The sequence below is a fragment of the Ruegeria sp. AD11(2025) genome (genome assembly GCF_056542405.1).
Map to the genome: position 1 here is coordinate 1 of NZ_JBQFZU010000050.1, position 14,840 is coordinate 14,840.

Here is a 14,840-nt window from a genome sequence, read left to right on the forward strand (position 1 = left end):
GGCCGCATACATGTCAGCACCTGGCTACGCGAATTACCAGCCAAAGATTCTTCTTGCCCAAAGGGGGATGTCCATACATGTCGCAAACTTTTTTGGCTCACTGTTTGAATTGAAACACCGGTGATTTCGTCGGCCCGAGTTTCGACTGGGGAATGCGTAAGATGGCGATTTCATTCGAAGGTATGTACTTTCCAATGGAAGTGATCTTGCACGCGGTCTTCTTTTACCTTTGTTGCGGTGTTTCATACCGGGATCTGGAAGAAACCCTGGCCGAACGTGGCGTTGACTTGGATCACGCGACATTGAGCTGCCGGGCAAGTCGATAAGCTGGTTTGGTGACTGTGATCAGCCCTTGTGCGACCTACGAACCAGATTCTGCTAAATCTAACTTGCAGTCCCCAACGGTTCTATCATCGAGGGCAAGCATGCCATCCGAAAGTCGTTAAACAACAGGAAACCGATTTTTAACATTTTTCTCTCAGAACGATTATTTTACTATCAGGAAAAATTAATGCTAAGATAGTCCCGGTTGGATTACGTATTGCGCATCGCCTGCTTGCAGAACCGGTTTGGACAAGTGTAGCAAGACGTTGAAAGAGTGAAATTGAAAAAACGCGACAAAGAAATGGCGGCAGATCTGACGCAGGACCCACATTCCGTTCGTTCGGGTGACAGAGAAAAAGTTCTTGAAGTCGCCATTGGCCGTGAAGTTCGCGCCTTTCGAAAACAGCAAAACATAACGGTCGCCGAGCTGGCCCAGCTAACCGGATTGTCGATCGGCATGCTGTCCAAGATCGAAAACGGCAATACGTCGCCTTCGTTGACGACCCTTCAGTCGCTGGCGGATGCACTATCAGTACCTTTGACAAGCTTCTTCAGGCAGTTTGAAGAGCGTCGCGAGGCAGTTCATACAAAAGCGGGTGAAGGCGTCGAGCTGGAGCGTGAAGGAACACGCGCCAACCATCAGTACAATCTGTTAGGTCATATTGGGGCCAACGGATCAGGCGTAATTGTAGAACCATACTTGATCACCCTGACCGTTAAATCCGACGTGTTCCCGACATTCCAACATGGCGGGATCGAGACGATTTACATGCTGGAAGGCGAGGTAGATTACCGTCATGGGGATCAGATTTACCCCCTGAAGCCTGGCGACACCCTGTTCTTTGATGCCGACGCACCGCATGGTCCGGAACGGTTGGTCAATCTGCCTGCGCGCTACATTTCAGTGATCAGCTATCCGCAGACGAACTGATCGGCTTGCGCAATAAGAAATCAGTGGGTCTGTCGTAACCTTCGTGGCTGCCCGTGCTCACGATCATAAATCCCAACCTCGAAAACACGCGATGGTTTTCAGTTAGTTCCACGCGCGTTTCAAGTTCCAATGCGGGCAGACCAAGCTCTGCTGCACGGCTTGCCGCGTGATCCACCAATGTGCGGCAGATACCCTGCCCCCGCAATCCAACCTTCACCGCCAGCTTTCCAAGGTACAAGCTGTCGGGTTTGGGCGTCAGGAACATACACGCAAAAAGCGGTCGACCCATAGCCCAGATTTCGCCTCCACTCAGGCAGTGCGCCTGCATCTCTTCCACAGTCAGTTTATGGATAGAAGACGGAGGATCAATCCGGGCATCCATGTACTGAAATGACGCGCGAAGCAACGCAAGCGCGTCATACAACGCGATATCATTGCTCGGAATGAGCCAAGGTGTTTTGTCCGGATCAGCCATAGAGCCAAGACACTTCGCTATGCGCGATCACTTTGACAAAGGCGGTTCCGTTTCCAGATCGGGCCAGACACCGGGTGAGGTCGGCAATCCATCGTCAAACTGACTGAGATAGTCCAGCATCATGGGACGGTTGTCGATGAAACCTTTGTAAGTGGCCAGTTCTACCGGCAGGTCCCGGATGACGCGATGCAGGCGACGGCCCCATTTGGGAACGGTCATCAGATCCTGAAAACTGCACAAATAGCAGCGGATCGGGAACACCAGCGCGTTGGACCGCGGCAGGCGGAAGAACGTTTGTAACTCGACGCGCAGATGCTGCTTGTGCGCGATGTTCTCGGGCGTCAGCGTGGTCTTCTGGATGCCCCATTTGTGATAGTTTTCCGGGCTGGTATCCAGTAGTGGATTTACCGTCATGGTCCAGTTCAGACGCCGTGCAGGTGCTCCCTGCTGAATGTTCAGCAGGAACTTCAGAGCCCGCTGAAAAATACCCATTTCATGGGCTTTCGGAACCGGCGCGTGCCACTCGAAAAAGTTCATGCCGATGTCGAAATCCAGGCTCCAGTCCGCTTGAGTCGTCACCATACCCGCATCCATCCACAGCATTTCGTCGCGCTGGTCCAGTACGGCGAAATCGCCCTGCGCTTGACGGGTGATGTATTCCATCGGTCCGTAGGGGAGCGTGGTTTCGTCCATGAAGGTAAAGCTGTGATCAATGCCTAACGGCTTGTTAATCCAGCGCCACTGATTGCCGTTTCGATGCAGCTCGAACAGGTCCGGGTAGTCTTCCGACTTGCTGACCATGATAAGTTCCAGCAAATCCCAACCGGCCAAGGTCATATGCGGCAATGACTGGCAGCGCAGCGGGTCCTGGTCCAGAACGATGGCGCGGTCCTTCATCTCTGAGACATAGTGCTCATCAACATCGAACCGCATCTCGTAGACCGAGCCTTCCGGCCCGCCGCGATGCTGTTCCATGTTGACCGAATACATGTAGCTGTCTTCGTGAAACGGGAACGGAAAGCGTTTGATCGCCCAATCCGAGTTGTGAAACGTATAGTCGTCGCGGAAGGACTCGTCGTTGAATTGAATGGTCATGTTGGGCTTCCTCTCAGCGGTCCAGCACGAGGGACTTGCCCTCGAAACGCGATACGCAAGGCATGATTTTCTTGCCTGCTGCCTTTTCTTCATCGGTCAGCCAGTGATCGCGGTGAACAAAATTGCCGTCATGATCCAGCACAACGGTTTCGCACTGACCGCAAGCTCCGCCGCGGCACAGATACGGCGCATCCACGCCTTCACGTTCGATGGCTTCCAGCAGGCTTTCGTTCTCACCCACATGAATGACCTTGTCCGTGGCTGCCAGTCGCACCTCAAACGGTTTACCGGGCCGCGGCGCCAGAAACTCTTCGTAATGCACGCAATCTTCGGGCCAGCCGTCGGTGGCAGCAGTGTTGCGTACCCAGTCGATCATGCCTTTGGGGCCGCAGACATAGACATGCGTGCCCAAAGGCTGCCCACTCAGAAGATTCTCCAGATCGATTTGCTGGTTCTGATCGTCGTAGTACAAATGCGTTTCGTTCGGATGCCGGTCTGTCAGTTGATCGGCATAAGACGCCAATGCATTGTTGCGACATGCGTAATGCAGTTCCCAATGACCGTGCAACAGTTCAAGCTGTTTGATCTGCGCCAGAAACGGAGTGATGCCGATACCCCCGGCCAGAAACAGGTGCTTGCGGGCCCTCAAATCAAGCGAGAACAGGTTAACCGGGTAGCTGATGGTCATTTCATCGCCCAGCTTGACCTGACGATGCATGAAAAGCGAACCGCCCCTGCCCTGATCATCGCGCCGGACCGAGATCGTGTAGGAAGACTGATCAAACGGATCCGACATCAGCGAATATGGATTCAGCCGCGTAATGCCGCCATCCTGCATTTCAACCACGGTATGTGCTCCGCCCGAAAAGGTAGGCAACTGGCTACCATCGATACGTTCGAACCGGAATCGCGTCACCAACTCATTCAACGGGGTTATTTCGGTGACTTTGACCTGGATTTTCTCGGCACCGCTCATTCGTAAATCCCCTTTGGCTTGGGCACGTTGCCATGATCTTCGGCGTCGACACGGACGCCCTGATAGGCGGCAAGACGGCGAGAATAGTGATCGCGCACGAACAGGTTCAGCCCGCAATGCGAACAGACAAACGGATCAATCTCGACGTTTTCGGTGATGCCTTTGCAGTGCACGCATTGCATCCGACGCGCGACCGAACCGCGATGCTCGGTCTGGATCGCCGTATGTGGCAGGCCAACCGCCATCACCTCATTCATGGCCTGACCCATCATGCCCTCAGAACCGGTCAGATAGACCTGTAATCCCATATGCGCGTCCTCCAGCACACGGCGAATGCGTTGCAGCGCGGCCTCGTAGGACGGGCCTTCGTAGAACTGCGCGGGGTTTAGCGCCTGCAGCCTTTCGGAAAAACCCGTCCCTTTGGGAATGTAGATCAGGTGGGTTTTGGCCATCAGCTCAGGTGTCGCGATGTCAAGAACGGCTTCGGCCCCTTCGGCCTCGGCGATCATGAGATGATGTTCGCCCGGGCGAACCTCTAGCGTGCCCCAGACCGGGCGGCTTGCGATTGACTTGGGAAATTCGAACTTCGACATTGTGCCCTCAAATAGCAACAAGGCGCCACGGTGTGTCCGTCGCGCCCCCTTAAACTCAGCCCTTTGCGGTTCTGATAGATTTGTCCTGATCGTAGAACGGCATCTCTTCCGCAGTCGCTGCTATTTCCGTCCCATCACCATTGCGCACCGTCAGTTTGGTGCCGGGTGAAGCACAGGCGACCGGCATCCGCGCGATACCAACATTGTGGCCATTGATCTCGGAATACATGCCGAACGTGACAACACCGACCTTTTCACCGTTCTGCAGAAGGTCAGCACCCTCGTCCGCCGGGGTCGTGCCGTCGAGTTTGACGCCATAGATCTTGAACCGCTCCTTGCCTTGAGAGGCATAGTGGTTCTCGGCCCCGATGAACCCGGTTTTCCCGGGGGATACGGTGAATTCGAGACCCAATTCCCACAGCGTGTCACCACAGGTTTCATCGTCGAACGGGTAGGTTTCCGAGTTATCGCCCGGATAAAACAGAAGGTAGCTTTCGGTACGTAACAGATCGAGCGTCGAGAACTGGACCGGAACAATGCCCATATCCTTGCCCTCAGCCAGAATGTTGTCCCACAGGTGTACGGCATGCTTGGCCTGGCAGAAAATCTCGTACCCGCGCTCACCTGTATAGCCGGTCCGCGAAACCATCACCGGGCAGCCATAGAGCTTGGTCTGCATGATACCGAAATAGGCCAGATCGCGAATCCCAGGGATGTGTTTGGCCAGGAAATCTACGGCCACAGGTCCCTGCAGGGACATGTCGTGCATGTCGTCGTCAAAAATGACCGAGCAATTCTTGCCCGCAGCCACCGATGTCAACTGCTCCATGCCCGTTCCTGTGCCGTGCACCACAAGCCACGTATTCACCGAAAGGCGATAGATGATGCAGTCATCAACAAACTTGCCTTCGGCATTCAGGATCGAGGCATAGGTTGACCGCCCCGGCATGATCTTTTCCACATTGCGCGTCGTGACACGGTCAATGACATAGGCAGCATCTTCACCGACCACGTGGACCTTTTTCAGACCAGAAACATCCATAAGACCAGCTTTGGTACGGATCGCTTCATAGTCTGCTTTGGCGCGTTCAGGGCTGTGGTCATAGAACCAGGCGGTCCCCATTCCGTTCCAGTCCTCAAGTTCGCCACCGATCTCGGCATGGCGCTGCGCAAGGGCTGACGTCCTCCAAAGAATGGCCATGGTTCAGGTCTCCCGTTGATTGCTTTTTGTTGCCCATATTGAGGCCGATGTCAGATTGAAAATCAATACTTGTGTGCAGATTTTTTTCCTGATGGGAATATTTGCCTTCAAATTGTGAACCCTGAAGTAGACTTCCGGAGCTGCGTAAAACGGTTTTTTTGCAATACGTTACAACAAAAACCGATCCTTCATTAAGCGCCCGCGGCACCGTCGTTAAAGATGTTTGCCCCATATATCTATTGACAGGTCGTCAATGAAATTGTCCCCTGAGTACATAAAATTTCCCAGCAGGAAAAACTGGAGAAGAACCTCCTGCTGCAACAACAGGGAGACTACGAAGTGGATGGTAATCTAAACGCACTTACGACGGTCTTTACCGAGTTTTACTACTGGGTAACGGTCGTTTTCATGTTCCTCATCCATGTGGGCTTTTGCATGTACGAGGTCGGCGCCAGCCGGGCCCGTAACCATATGCACACATTGATGAAAAACATCATGATCATCCCGTTGGTGACGGTCACATTCTTCTTCTTTGGATGGTGGATTTACTGGGCGTTCCCGAATTTCCCGTTCTGGGGCGGTTTGGACGCCGAGGCGGGCGCCGCGAACCTACCTTGGGCCGACACAATGGCGACAAACCTGGGCGATAGAATCACGGGGGTCTTCTGGGCCGCCTTCCTGCTGTTCTCGTGGACTGCAGCCTCAATCGTTTCGGGGTCCGTGATAGAAAGGATCAGGTCTTCAGCCTTATGGGTTCACGCCGTTATGATCGGATCTGTCTGGTGGATTATCGATGCCGCATGGGGCTGGCACTATGGCGGCTGGATGGTACGAATCCTAGGTTACCATGATGCTTACGCCTCTGGTGTTATCCACGCGATCGCAGGCGGTTACGCATTGGGTGTCATCATGGTTCTGGGACCGCGCCTTGGCAAGTTCGCCAAAGACGGCACGCCGCGGGACATTCCGCCACACAATCCCTGGCTGCTAACAATCGGGATTTTCCTGATCTACACCGGGTTCTGGGGGTTCTACGCCGCATGCAATGTGCCTGCGATTTCGCCCGAAGGGATCGACGGACAGATCACCGGCGTAACTTGGACAGCAACCAACATCTATCTGGCCCCGACCACGTTGTCGGCGATCACCTTCAACTTCCTGATGTCACTGTCGGGTGGTTTGATGGCGGCTTATGTGGTGTCCAAGGGCGACGCCTTCTGGACGTTCTCGGGCGGTCTGGCAGGTATTATCACTGCTTCTGCGGGTAACGATCTGTATCACCCGATCCAGGCGATGATTATTGCCGCAATCGGTGTCGTGATCGTCTACAAGCTGCACTATTGGGTTGAACGTCGATTCAAGCTGGACGATGCCGTTGGTGCCGTTGCCGTGCATGGATATGCAGGGTTCGTTGGCCTGGTGATCTCGGGTTTTGTCCTCTGGGGCGTACCGTCTTCGCCATACGAAGGCTATGCAACGATTAACCCGGTCGGACAGATCACCGGTGCCGTTATCATGTTCTTTGTGCTTGGTTTCCTGCCAGGTTGGATTCTGGCGAGACTTCAAGCCGCGGCAGGTGTGCTTCGCATCCCGGAAGAGGTTGAACTTCAGGGTCTCGATTATGCAGAACACCATGCCTACGAAGATGCCAAAGCAGCAATCATTGCAGCCGACAAAGAAGAGCTCGCCGCCCGTGGCGTAGCAGCGAAGTAAGGGAGAAAGATATGTCTACGAATGGATATACAAGCTGGGCTGTTGATCTGGCCGAGGTCGGACCGATCTACCCCTTCCAGGGCTATGAGTTCCTAATGGTCATCATCGGCGTCGCTTTCTGGATTGGCTGGCACCGCATCCAGTTCGTCCGGGAAGGTGAGCACTTAGAGAAGGCGCGCCATACCGGTGACGAAGAAAAGGTGAAGGCACAGCTGGAACGATATTGATCCAGCATTGAAAGCTAGCAATGGGCGCGAAATCAGAGATCGCGCCCATTGCCTCTAAGGAAAAAAACTTTCCTATGATTATTGATGTCCTGCTCATTTGTTGGTACCGTCGAATCGTAACGAAACACACAAGGAGATCTGCCAGCCATGTGCGGAATTGTTGGATTATTCCTCAAAGACCAGTCTCTTGCGCCCCAACTGGGCAATATGCTGACAGACATGCTGATCACTATGACAGACCGTGGCCCCGACAGCGCCGGTATTGCGATCTATGGCGCAGAATCGGAAGGCAAAACCAAGATTACGGTTCAGTCCCCCAACCCCGAAAACGACTTTGTCGGCTTGGCTGATGAGTTGGGCAAAAGTTTGGGTGCAACCGTTGGTCAGACAAACAACGACACACATACCGTTCTGGAAGTTCCCCGCGGTCAGTTCGAAGCCGCGCGCGCTGCGCTGGCCGAGATCCGCCCATCGGTTAGGATCATGAGCCGCGGCGAAAGCCTCGAAATCTACAAGGAAGTCGGCCTGCCCAAGGATGTCGCCGAGCGCTTCAGCCTCAGCGGTATGAGTGGCACCCACGGCATTGGGCACACCCGCATGGCGACGGAATCCGCCGTGACAACAATGGGCGCCCACCCGTTCAACACAGGATCCGATCAGTGTCTGGTTCATAACGGGTCGCTATCCAACCACAACTCATTACGCCGTAAGCTGCGCCGCGAAGGCGTGACCATCCAGACCGAAAACGACACCGAGGTTGGCGCGGCATACCTGACATGGAAGATGATGAACGGCGCCACTCTGGGTGAAGCTCTGGAATCCAGCATCGATGATCTGGATGGGTTTTTTACCTTTGTTGTGGGCACCAAAGACGGGTTCGGCGTCGTACGTGACCCAATCGCCTGTAAGCCTGCGGTGATGGCCGAAACCGACCAATATGTGGCCTTTGGTAGCGAATACCGCGCCCTGGTAAACCTGCCAGGCATTGAAGACGCCCGGGTGTGGGAACCTGAACCGTCTACCGTCTATTTCTGGTCGCACAATGACAGCCCCACAACCCACGAAAAGGCCGCGTGATATGCAGACCTATGATCTAGAGGCAGACGGGCTGCGCGGATTGAATTCGTCCCTGCAGGCTCAAAGCACCGAGAGCAACCAGACCCGTTGGGAAATTGTAAATCCCAAGGGCAGCCACGCGATTGCCGTCGGGCTGGACGCACCCATCGAGGTAACTGTCAAAGGCTCGACCGGTTACTACTGTGCCGGGATGAACCAGAAGGCGACTATCAAGGTTGAAGGGTCCGTTGGGCCGGGTGTGGCCGAAAACATGATGTCCGGTCAGGTCATCGTGGATGGTGACGCCAGCCAATATGCCGGGGCGACCGGCCATGGCGGGTTGCTGGTGATCAAGGGCAATGCAAGCTCGCGCTGCGGTATTTCGATGAAAGGCATCGACATCGTCGTGCATGGCAATATCGGCCACATGTCCGCCTTCATGGCGCAAGCCGGAAATCTGGTGGTTTGCGGGGATGCAGGCGATGCGCTGGGGGATTCACTTTACGAAGCGCGTCTGTTTGTGCGCGGTTCGGTCAAGAGCCTTGGCGCTGATTGCGTTGAGAAGGAAATGCGCCCCGAGCATCTGGATATCCTGAGGGATCTGCTGGATCGCGCGGACAGCGACGCCAAGCCGGAAGAGTTCAAACGCTATGGTTCGGCCCGTCAGCTTTACAACTTCGACATCGACAATTCCGCCGCTTACTGAGGAAGAAGGGTATGAAAGATATGGACGATCAGATCCCCCGCACCCTGCCGACCCAGTCGGCGACGTTTTCCAATCCAATCAATGCCGAGATCCGACGCGCCGCAGCGACGGGAATCTATGACATTCGTGGCGGAGGGGCGAAACGCAAGGTACCGCATTTCGACGATCTGCTGTTTCTGGGGGCGTCGATCTCGCGCTATCCGTTAGAAGGCTATCGCGAAAAATGCGAAACCAAGGTGACGCTGGGCACCCGCTTTGCCAAGAAACCCATAGAACTGGATATCCCGATCACCATCGCGGGCATGAGCTTTGGTGCTCTATCCGGTCCGGCGAAAGAGGCTTTGGGTCGCGGCGCATCAGCCGCTGGCACGTCGACCACAACCGGCGATGGCGGCATGACGCCCGAAGAGCGTGGCCATTCAACAAAGCTGGTCTATCAGTACCTGCCGTCGCGCTACGGCATGAACCCGAATGATCTGCGCAAGGCGGATGCGATTGAAGTCGTGGTCGGCCAGGGTGCCAAACCCGGCGGTGGAGGTATGCTGCTGGGTCAAAAGATCAGCGACCGTGTGGCCGAGATGCGGACCCTGCCGAAGGGGATCGACCAGCGTTCCGCTTGTCGTCATCCCGACTGGACAGGGCCGGATGATCTTGAGATCAAAATTCTCGAACTTAGGGAAATCACAGACTGGCAAGTGCCAATCTACGTCAAGGTTGGCGCCACCCGCCCCTATTATGACACCGCACTGGCGGTGAAAGCCGGAGCAGACGTTGTAGTCATGGATGGCATGCAAGGCGGGACCGCAGCAACACAGGACGTGTTCATCGAACATGTCGGGTTGCCGACGCTGTCCTGCATCCGCCCGGCCGTTCAGGCATTGCAGGATCTGGGCGTGCACCGCGAGGTTCAGTTGGTTATTTCGGGCGGCATTCGCACCGGGGCCGATGTGGCCAAGGCTTTGGCGCTCGGAGCCGACGCAGTCGCCATTGGCACAGCCGCTCTGGTGGCCCTTGGGGACAACGATCCCAAATGGGAACCCGAGTACCAGAAGCTGGGCACGACAACCGGTGCATATGACGACTGGCACGAAGGTCAGGATCCGGCGGGGATCACCACACAGGACCCCGACCTGGCTGCCCGTCTGGATCCGGTTGATGCGGGCCGCAGGCTGCGCAACTATCTGAAGGTGATGACGCTTGAGGCACAGACCATTGCGCGCGCCTGTGGTCACAATCACCTTCACAATCTCGAACCTGAAGACCTGTGTGCCCTGACAATGGAGGCCGCCGCCATGGCGCGGGTGCCGCTGGCGGGAACCAGTTGGTACCCGGGCAAGGAAGGGTTCTGAAATGATGCTGCGCGGCTCCCTGATGGGGGCCGCGTTTTTGCTTTGAAAAACTAGAATTCAACAGGGAAAGGAAAGCCATCGTGACAACAGATCTCGCAGCTTTCGCAAAAGAAAATGGCGTCAAATACTTCATGATCTCGTTCACCGATCTGTTTGGTGGACAGCGGGCCAAACTGGTACCCGCGCAGGCCATCGCCGAGATGCAGGAAGACGGCGCAGGATTCGCAGGGTTCGCCACCTGGCTGGATATGACTCCGGCGCATCCCGACATGCTGGCAGTGCCGGACCCTTCATCTGTCATTCAATTACCGTGGAAGCCCGAAGTGGCCTGGGTGGCAGGCAACTGCGTCATGGAAGGCAGCGATGTCGCGCAAGCCCCGCGCAACGTATTGCGCCGCCTGATCAACGAGGCTGCGAACGAAGGCATGCATGTCAAGACCGGTATCGAGGCCGAGTTTTTTCTGCTGACACCGGACGGTGAGCAGATTAGCGACCCATTCGATACGGCAGAGAAGCCCTGCTACGACCAGCAGGCGGTCATGCGGCGCTATGATGTCGTTCGTGAGATCTGCGACTACATGCTGGAGCTGGGTTGGGGGCCCTATCAGAACGATCACGAAGACGCCAACGGCCAGTTTGAGATGAACTGGGAATTTGACGACGTTCTGCGCACTGCAGATAAGCACTCTTTCTTCAAGTTTATGACCAAATCGGTGGCAGAAAAGCACGGTCTGCGGGCAACCTTCATGCCGAAACCGGTCGAAGGTCTGACGGGTAACGGTTGTCACGCTCATATCTCCGTCTGGGATGCGCCGGGAGATGCGGCCAAGACCAATGTGTTTGCAGGCGAGGGCGAAGGCCCCACTGGTGAGGTCGGTTTGGGAGAGCGCGGCAAACACTTCCTCGGCGGCATCATGAAACATGCCTCAGCATTGGCTGCGATCACCAACCCCACGGTGAACAGCTACAAGCGCATCAACGCGCCGCGCACAATGTCAGGTGCGACTTGGGCGCCCAATACTGTGACATGGACCGGTAACAACAGGACCCACATGGTACGTGTCCCTGGCCCAGGACGGTTTGAGTTGCGCCTGCCGGACGGAGCAACCAACCCCTATCTGCTGCAGGCCGTCATCATCGCAGCTGGGCTGTCAGGTATCCGATCCAAGGCAGATCCCGGCAAGCGCTGGGACATCGATATGTATGCCGAAGGCCATAAGGTACGCGGCGCACCGAAACTTCCCCTGAACATGCTTGATGCCCTGCGTGAGTATGACAAGGACAAAGACCTGAAGGCCATAATGGGTGCCGAGTTTTCGTCTGCTTTCCTGAAGATGAAGCATCAGGAGTGGAATTCTTTTGTGTCGCATTTCTCGCGCTGGGAAAAGGAAAACACGCTGGATATTTAAGCCGGGCATCAGGATCGGGTGTTTGGGCCGCGGCGCAAGCTGTGGCCCGGTTTCTTTTGATCAGGGCAACAGAGGCAAATCATGAACGTTCTCATATTCCAGCATACCCAAGGTGAGGGTCCAGGTACGTTTTGTGACCATATTGCCCGTCATGAAGATGCAATGCAGATCGTACACCTCTACAAAGGGCAGTCTATTCCGCCGTTGGACGATTTTGACCTTTTGCTGGTGATGGGCGGTCCGATGGATGTTTGGGAGACCGAGACCTACCCTTGGCTAAAAATTGAAAAGCAGGCCATCAAGACGTGGGTACGTGATCTCAATCGGCCATATTTTGGTATATGCCTGGGACATCAAATATTGATAGATGCGCTTGGCGGCACCTGCGCCCGCATGCAATTCCCGAAAATCGGCGTGCTGCCTGTCGAACTGACCGACAACGGACTTGAAGATCCCCTGTTCGGCTCTCTGCCCCGGCAGTTTCCTGTGCTTCAGTGGCATGGGGTGGCCGCCGCAGAACTACCATCCGATACGGCCGTTCTGGCAGGATCAGATGGATGCTCAGTTCAAGCGATACGCGTGGGGGACCGTGCGTGGGGCGTTCAATTTCATCCCGAAATTGTTCAGGGCACGATCAGCGCCTGGATGGGGGATCAAGCAAATCATCAATGCGCAGTTGACTGGCTAGGATCGGCCGACGCAGCGCTTGCCATGGAAAATGAAAGCGATCAGATCGCCGCCGATCAGTTCAGGATGACATCTGAAATCTATTCTGCTCTGCGCCAATCCTGATCAGAAAAACTGAATGGTTGGTGTGATGATCGCAGCGTTTCGTTTACATTTGCCCGGCATCAGCGTCTGAATCTGCTTCTAACCGCCAGTCAGAAACGTCGTTGACCAACATGAGCGCCGCCCTGCGAAGCGTTGCGCGCATCTTGTCGACCACCGGACCGGTCATCGCGCAATCTTCCAATGCAGCATCGAATGTATCCAGCCAAAGCTCTGCATCGGCCTCCCGTATGGGGATATGCGCATGGATTTCCCGCAGATCCATATGGCCGAAACGTTCGCGGTAATAGGCGCGACCACCCAGAAATCCGCTGAGAAACTCAAATTGAGCTTGCCTGGTGTGGTTTAGCCCATGTCCCCGAAAATGCAGCCTGTGCAACGAATACGCTGCCGGATCTGTTTCCATTCGGTCATAGAAACGCTCGACCAGAGCGCGCAGTCGGGTCTCACCACCAAGTTGCTCAATCGCGGATTTCATGTCCTGCCTTTCTTATCTCTGGCATCGCCAATATTGCATAACAGGAAAATAAGTTTATCAACAGTGACATATTGACGTACTCAGGTTCAGAGGTGGATCTACGTGAAACCGGTGATGGTGATGAAGGAATGAATGCGCTGGCGCTCGGCCTGCTGGCCGCTCTTTGCTGGGGTATACACGATCTTGCGGTGCGCTATGTCAGCCAGTCTGTCAGCGTAATTGCATCGCTTATGGCTGTGCTGATTTCAGGTGCGGTGCTTCAGTTCGGCCTGGTGGCAACGTTGGGTGCCTTTGATCCGATCCCCGGTACCGCAATGATCAGCGCGGTTGCAGCCGGCGGTTGCTATCTGTTGGCGGGCGTCAGTATGTATGCTGCCTTTCAGCGCGGTCCGGTCCGGTTGGTTGCGCCGCTTGTCGCGAGCTATCCGGTCCTGTCCGTATCGCTGGCCATCTGGCGTGGTGCAAGTGTCAGCCCACTACATTGGCTGGCTGTCATAGCGATCGGTGTCGGAGTTTCCGTCGTCGCGGCCAAATCTGAACGCGACACGACTTCTTACCCAGCTGCCGGCCCAACAGCGGTGCTGTCATTACTTGCAGCAGTTGGGTTCGCCACCGCCTTTGCGCTTGGACAATATGCAACTGAGCTGAGTGATGAATACTCGGTCTCTCTGGTCAGCCGGCTGACTGCAATCTTTGCTCTGGGACTGATCGCCTTGGCATCGCGCAGGTCAATCTGGCCCGGGTCACAAGCCCTGCCGCTTTTGTGCGTGATGGGTGTTCTGGATGCGGTCGCCATCCTTAGCGTGATCGCAGCGGGTGGGTTGCCCAACGCACAATTTGCCTCGGTCGCGGCGTCGGTTTTTGGGTTGCTGACAGTTGTGCTGGCGTGGGCAGTATTGCGCGAAGAAATGGTGATACGCCAATGGCTGGGTTGTTTCGTCGCGTTTGCAGGTATCGGCTATCTGGCGTTTTGATACGACGGGCCAGAAAGCGCTGAATTATGAAATCGATGTGCCGCAATCGCACTGTCAACAATGCTGTCTATTTCGCCCGGTCGTACCGGTCCCGCACAATGCCACGCGCCCGGTCGCATCAGATCCTTGTGGCGATGCAAGTCCGCCCTCAGAACCGTCATATCGAGGTGTTCCGGCACATCAGGCAGCACCAAAACCGCAAAAATGCTGTCAGAGTTATTCAACTGCTGCAGCAATGACCGACAGGTCTCCTGAGACATGTAATGCCCCCAGACCTCCTGATCCAGAGGCATTCCGATACGCATGGCGCGAGCCGTAACAGCCCGAGTCCGCGCAGCATTTGAGACAGATTCACCTATCGAAATGATCGCCAGACGCGTGTTGCGCCCGGCATCGCGCCAATACCGATTGGCCGCAGTCGCACTGTCCGGCATAACCCGCGACGCCATTACTAGGCGGTCAGGCCTTCTGGTTCTGGTAGTTTGTTTGTGCGGCAGCATGCTGTGAGAGTGTTGGCCAGCAGGCATGCGATGGTCATGGGGCC

At 55.5% G+C, this 14,840-nt stretch carries 16 protein-coding genes and 2 pseudogenes; 10 read left to right on the plus strand and 8 right to left on the minus strand.

Going from position 1 to position 14,840, the window contains the following annotated elements; genetic code table 11:
• Positions 1 to 161 precede the first annotated feature (161 nt).
• Positions 162 to 308 (plus strand): annotated as a pseudogene (locus ACR1XY_RS23185) (IS6 family transposase); the annotation flags it as partial.
• 317 nt (positions 309 to 625) lie between these two features.
• Positions 626 to 1,255 (plus strand): helix-turn-helix domain-containing protein, encoded by a 630-nt coding sequence (locus ACR1XY_RS23190; protein ID WP_480597000.1) that lies wholly within the window; start codon positions 626 to 628, stop codon positions 1,253 to 1,255.
• Here the strand turns inward: ACR1XY_RS23190 and ACR1XY_RS23195 are convergent.
• Genes ACR1XY_RS23195 through ACR1XY_RS23215 form a run of 5 tightly spaced genes read right to left on the minus strand, consistent with a single transcriptional unit; the run spans position 1,233 to position 5,595 of the window.
• Positions 1,233 to 1,730, minus strand: a complete 498-nt coding sequence (locus ACR1XY_RS23195; protein WP_480596969.1) for a GNAT family N-acetyltransferase — start codon at positions 1,728 to 1,730, stop codon at positions 1,233 to 1,235. The two genes, ACR1XY_RS23190 and ACR1XY_RS23195, sit on opposite strands and share 23 nt — an antisense overlap.
• A 27-nt stretch (positions 1,731 to 1,757) precedes the next feature.
• On the minus strand, positions 1,758 to 2,825 hold the full coding sequence (locus tag ACR1XY_RS23200; protein ID WP_480596972.1) for a heme-dependent oxidative N-demethylase family protein: 1,068 nt from the start codon (positions 2,823 to 2,825) through the stop codon (positions 1,758 to 1,760).
• Between the two features lie 13 nt (positions 2,826 to 2,838).
• Positions 2,839 to 3,801, minus strand: a complete 963-nt coding sequence (locus tag ACR1XY_RS23205; protein WP_480596974.1) for a PDR/VanB family oxidoreductase — start codon at positions 3,799 to 3,801, stop codon at positions 2,839 to 2,841.
• The gene (locus ACR1XY_RS23210; protein ID WP_480596976.1) at positions 3,798 to 4,394 is read right to left on the minus strand and encodes a dimethylamine monooxygenase subunit DmmA family protein; all 597 of its coding nucleotides are present in this window, start codon (positions 4,392 to 4,394) and stop codon (positions 3,798 to 3,800) included. The genes ACR1XY_RS23205 and ACR1XY_RS23210 overlap by 4 nt, the downstream gene beginning before the upstream one ends.
• A gap of 55 nt (positions 4,395 to 4,449) precedes the next feature.
• Positions 4,450 to 5,595, minus strand: a complete 1,146-nt coding sequence (locus ACR1XY_RS23215) for an aminomethyl transferase family protein (RefSeq protein ID WP_480596978.1) — start codon at positions 5,593 to 5,595, stop codon at positions 4,450 to 4,452.
• 339 nt (positions 5,596 to 5,934) lie between these two features.
• On the opposite strand from ACR1XY_RS23215, the gene ACR1XY_RS23220 reads away from it, so the two are divergent.
• From ACR1XY_RS23220 to ACR1XY_RS23250, 7 genes are all read left to right on the plus strand, one after another.
• Positions 5,935 to 7,308 carry an ammonium transporter gene (locus ACR1XY_RS23220; RefSeq protein WP_480596980.1) on the plus strand — a complete coding sequence of 458 codons (1,374 nt, stop codon included), beginning with the start codon at positions 5,935 to 5,937 and terminating at the stop codon, positions 7,306 to 7,308.
• Between the two features lie 11 nt (positions 7,309 to 7,319).
• A complete protein-coding gene (locus tag ACR1XY_RS23225; protein ID WP_480596982.1) occupies positions 7,320 to 7,535 on the plus strand; it encodes a hypothetical protein in 216 nt (71 codons plus the stop codon).
• 147 nt (positions 7,536 to 7,682) lie between these two features.
• On the plus strand, positions 7,683 to 8,612 hold the full coding sequence (locus ACR1XY_RS23230; protein WP_480596984.1) for a class II glutamine amidotransferase: 930 nt from the start codon (positions 7,683 to 7,685) through the stop codon (positions 8,610 to 8,612).
• A 1-nt stretch (position 8,613) separates the two neighbouring features.
• Positions 8,614 to 9,297: a protein GlxC gene (locus tag ACR1XY_RS23235; RefSeq protein ID WP_480596986.1), complete on the plus strand. Its 684-nt coding sequence runs from the start codon at positions 8,614 to 8,616 to the stop codon at positions 9,295 to 9,297.
• A gap of 20 nt (positions 9,298 to 9,317) precedes the next feature.
• Positions 9,318 to 10,646, plus strand: coding sequence for an FMN-binding glutamate synthase family protein (locus tag ACR1XY_RS23240; protein WP_480597002.1), 1,329 nt, complete (start codon positions 9,318 to 9,320; stop codon positions 10,644 to 10,646).
• Between the two features lie 80 nt (positions 10,647 to 10,726).
• The gene (gene glnT, locus ACR1XY_RS23245) at positions 10,727 to 12,055 is read left to right on the plus strand and encodes a type III glutamate--ammonia ligase (protein WP_480596988.1); all 1,329 of its coding nucleotides are present in this window, start codon (positions 10,727 to 10,729) and stop codon (positions 12,053 to 12,055) included.
• A gap of 81 nt (positions 12,056 to 12,136) precedes the next feature.
• Entirely contained in the window at positions 12,137 to 12,847 is a 711-nt protein-coding gene (locus ACR1XY_RS23250; protein ID WP_480596990.1) for a type 1 glutamine amidotransferase, read from the plus strand.
• A 43-nt stretch (positions 12,848 to 12,890) separates the two neighbouring features.
• Here the strand turns inward: ACR1XY_RS23250 and ACR1XY_RS23255 are convergent, their stop codons facing one another.
• Positions 12,891 to 13,322, minus strand: a complete 432-nt coding sequence (locus ACR1XY_RS23255) for a group II truncated hemoglobin (protein ID WP_480596992.1) — start codon at positions 13,320 to 13,322, stop codon at positions 12,891 to 12,893.
• A gap of 92 nt (positions 13,323 to 13,414) precedes the next feature.
• On the opposite strand from ACR1XY_RS23255, the gene ACR1XY_RS23260 reads away from it, so the two are divergent.
• Positions 13,415 to 14,296 (plus strand): EamA family transporter, encoded by an 882-nt coding sequence (locus ACR1XY_RS23260; protein WP_480596995.1) that lies wholly within the window; start codon positions 13,415 to 13,417, stop codon positions 14,294 to 14,296.
• On the opposite strand, the gene ACR1XY_RS23265 is transcribed toward ACR1XY_RS23260, so the two are convergent.
• Together ACR1XY_RS23265 and ACR1XY_RS23270 are read right to left on the minus strand one after the other, a co-directional pair.
• On the minus strand, positions 14,281 to 14,730 hold the full coding sequence (locus tag ACR1XY_RS23265) for a hypothetical protein (protein WP_480596998.1): 450 nt from the start codon (positions 14,728 to 14,730) through the stop codon (positions 14,281 to 14,283). The two genes, ACR1XY_RS23260 and ACR1XY_RS23265, sit on opposite strands and share 16 nt — an antisense overlap.
• Positions 14,731 to 14,747: 17 nt before the next feature.
• A pseudogene (locus ACR1XY_RS23270) lies at positions 14,748 to 14,840 on the minus strand (bifunctional methylenetetrahydrofolate dehydrogenase/methenyltetrahydrofolate cyclohydrolase); the annotation flags it as partial.

Excerpts from the sequence above, each read along its gene's own strand:
- ACR1XY_RS23210 (WP_480596976.1), bottom strand. The coding sequence starts at position 4,394 with ATGTCGAAGTTCGAATTTCCCAAGTCAATCGCAAGCCGCCCGGTCTGG.
- ACR1XY_RS23195 (WP_480596969.1), bottom strand. The coding sequence starts at position 1,730 with ATGGCTGATCCGGACAAAACACCTTGGCTCATTCCGAGCAATGATATC.
- ACR1XY_RS23190 (WP_480597000.1), top strand. The coding sequence starts at position 626 with ATGGCGGCAGATCTGACGCAGGACCCACATTCCGTTCGTTCGGGTGAC.
- ACR1XY_RS23225 (WP_480596982.1), top strand. The coding sequence starts at position 7,320 with ATGTCTACGAATGGATATACAAGCTGGGCTGTTGATCTGGCCGAGGTC.
- ACR1XY_RS23250 (WP_480596990.1), top strand. The coding sequence starts at position 12,137 with ATGAACGTTCTCATATTCCAGCATACCCAAGGTGAGGGTCCAGGTACG.
- ACR1XY_RS23235 (WP_480596986.1), top strand. The coding sequence starts at position 8,614 with ATGCAGACCTATGATCTAGAGGCAGACGGGCTGCGCGGATTGAATTCG.
- ACR1XY_RS23240 (WP_480597002.1), top strand. The coding sequence starts at position 9,318 with ATGGACGATCAGATCCCCCGCACCCTGCCGACCCAGTCGGCGACGTTT.
- ACR1XY_RS23200 (WP_480596972.1), bottom strand. The coding sequence starts at position 2,825 with ATGACCATTCAATTCAACGACGAGTCCTTCCGCGACGACTATACGTTT.
- ACR1XY_RS23215 (WP_480596978.1), bottom strand. The coding sequence starts at position 5,595 with ATGGCCATTCTTTGGAGGACGTCAGCCCTTGCGCAGCGCCATGCCGAG.
- ACR1XY_RS23255 (WP_480596992.1), bottom strand. The coding sequence starts at position 13,322 with ATGAAATCCGCGATTGAGCAACTTGGTGGTGAGACCCGACTGCGCGCT.
- ACR1XY_RS23230 (WP_480596984.1), top strand. The coding sequence starts at position 7,683 with ATGTGCGGAATTGTTGGATTATTCCTCAAAGACCAGTCTCTTGCGCCC.
- ACR1XY_RS23265 (WP_480596998.1), bottom strand. The coding sequence starts at position 14,730 with ATGCCGGACAGTGCGACTGCGGCCAATCGGTATTGGCGCGATGCCGGG.
- ACR1XY_RS23205 (WP_480596974.1), bottom strand. The coding sequence starts at position 3,801 with ATGAGCGGTGCCGAGAAAATCCAGGTCAAAGTCACCGAAATAACCCCG.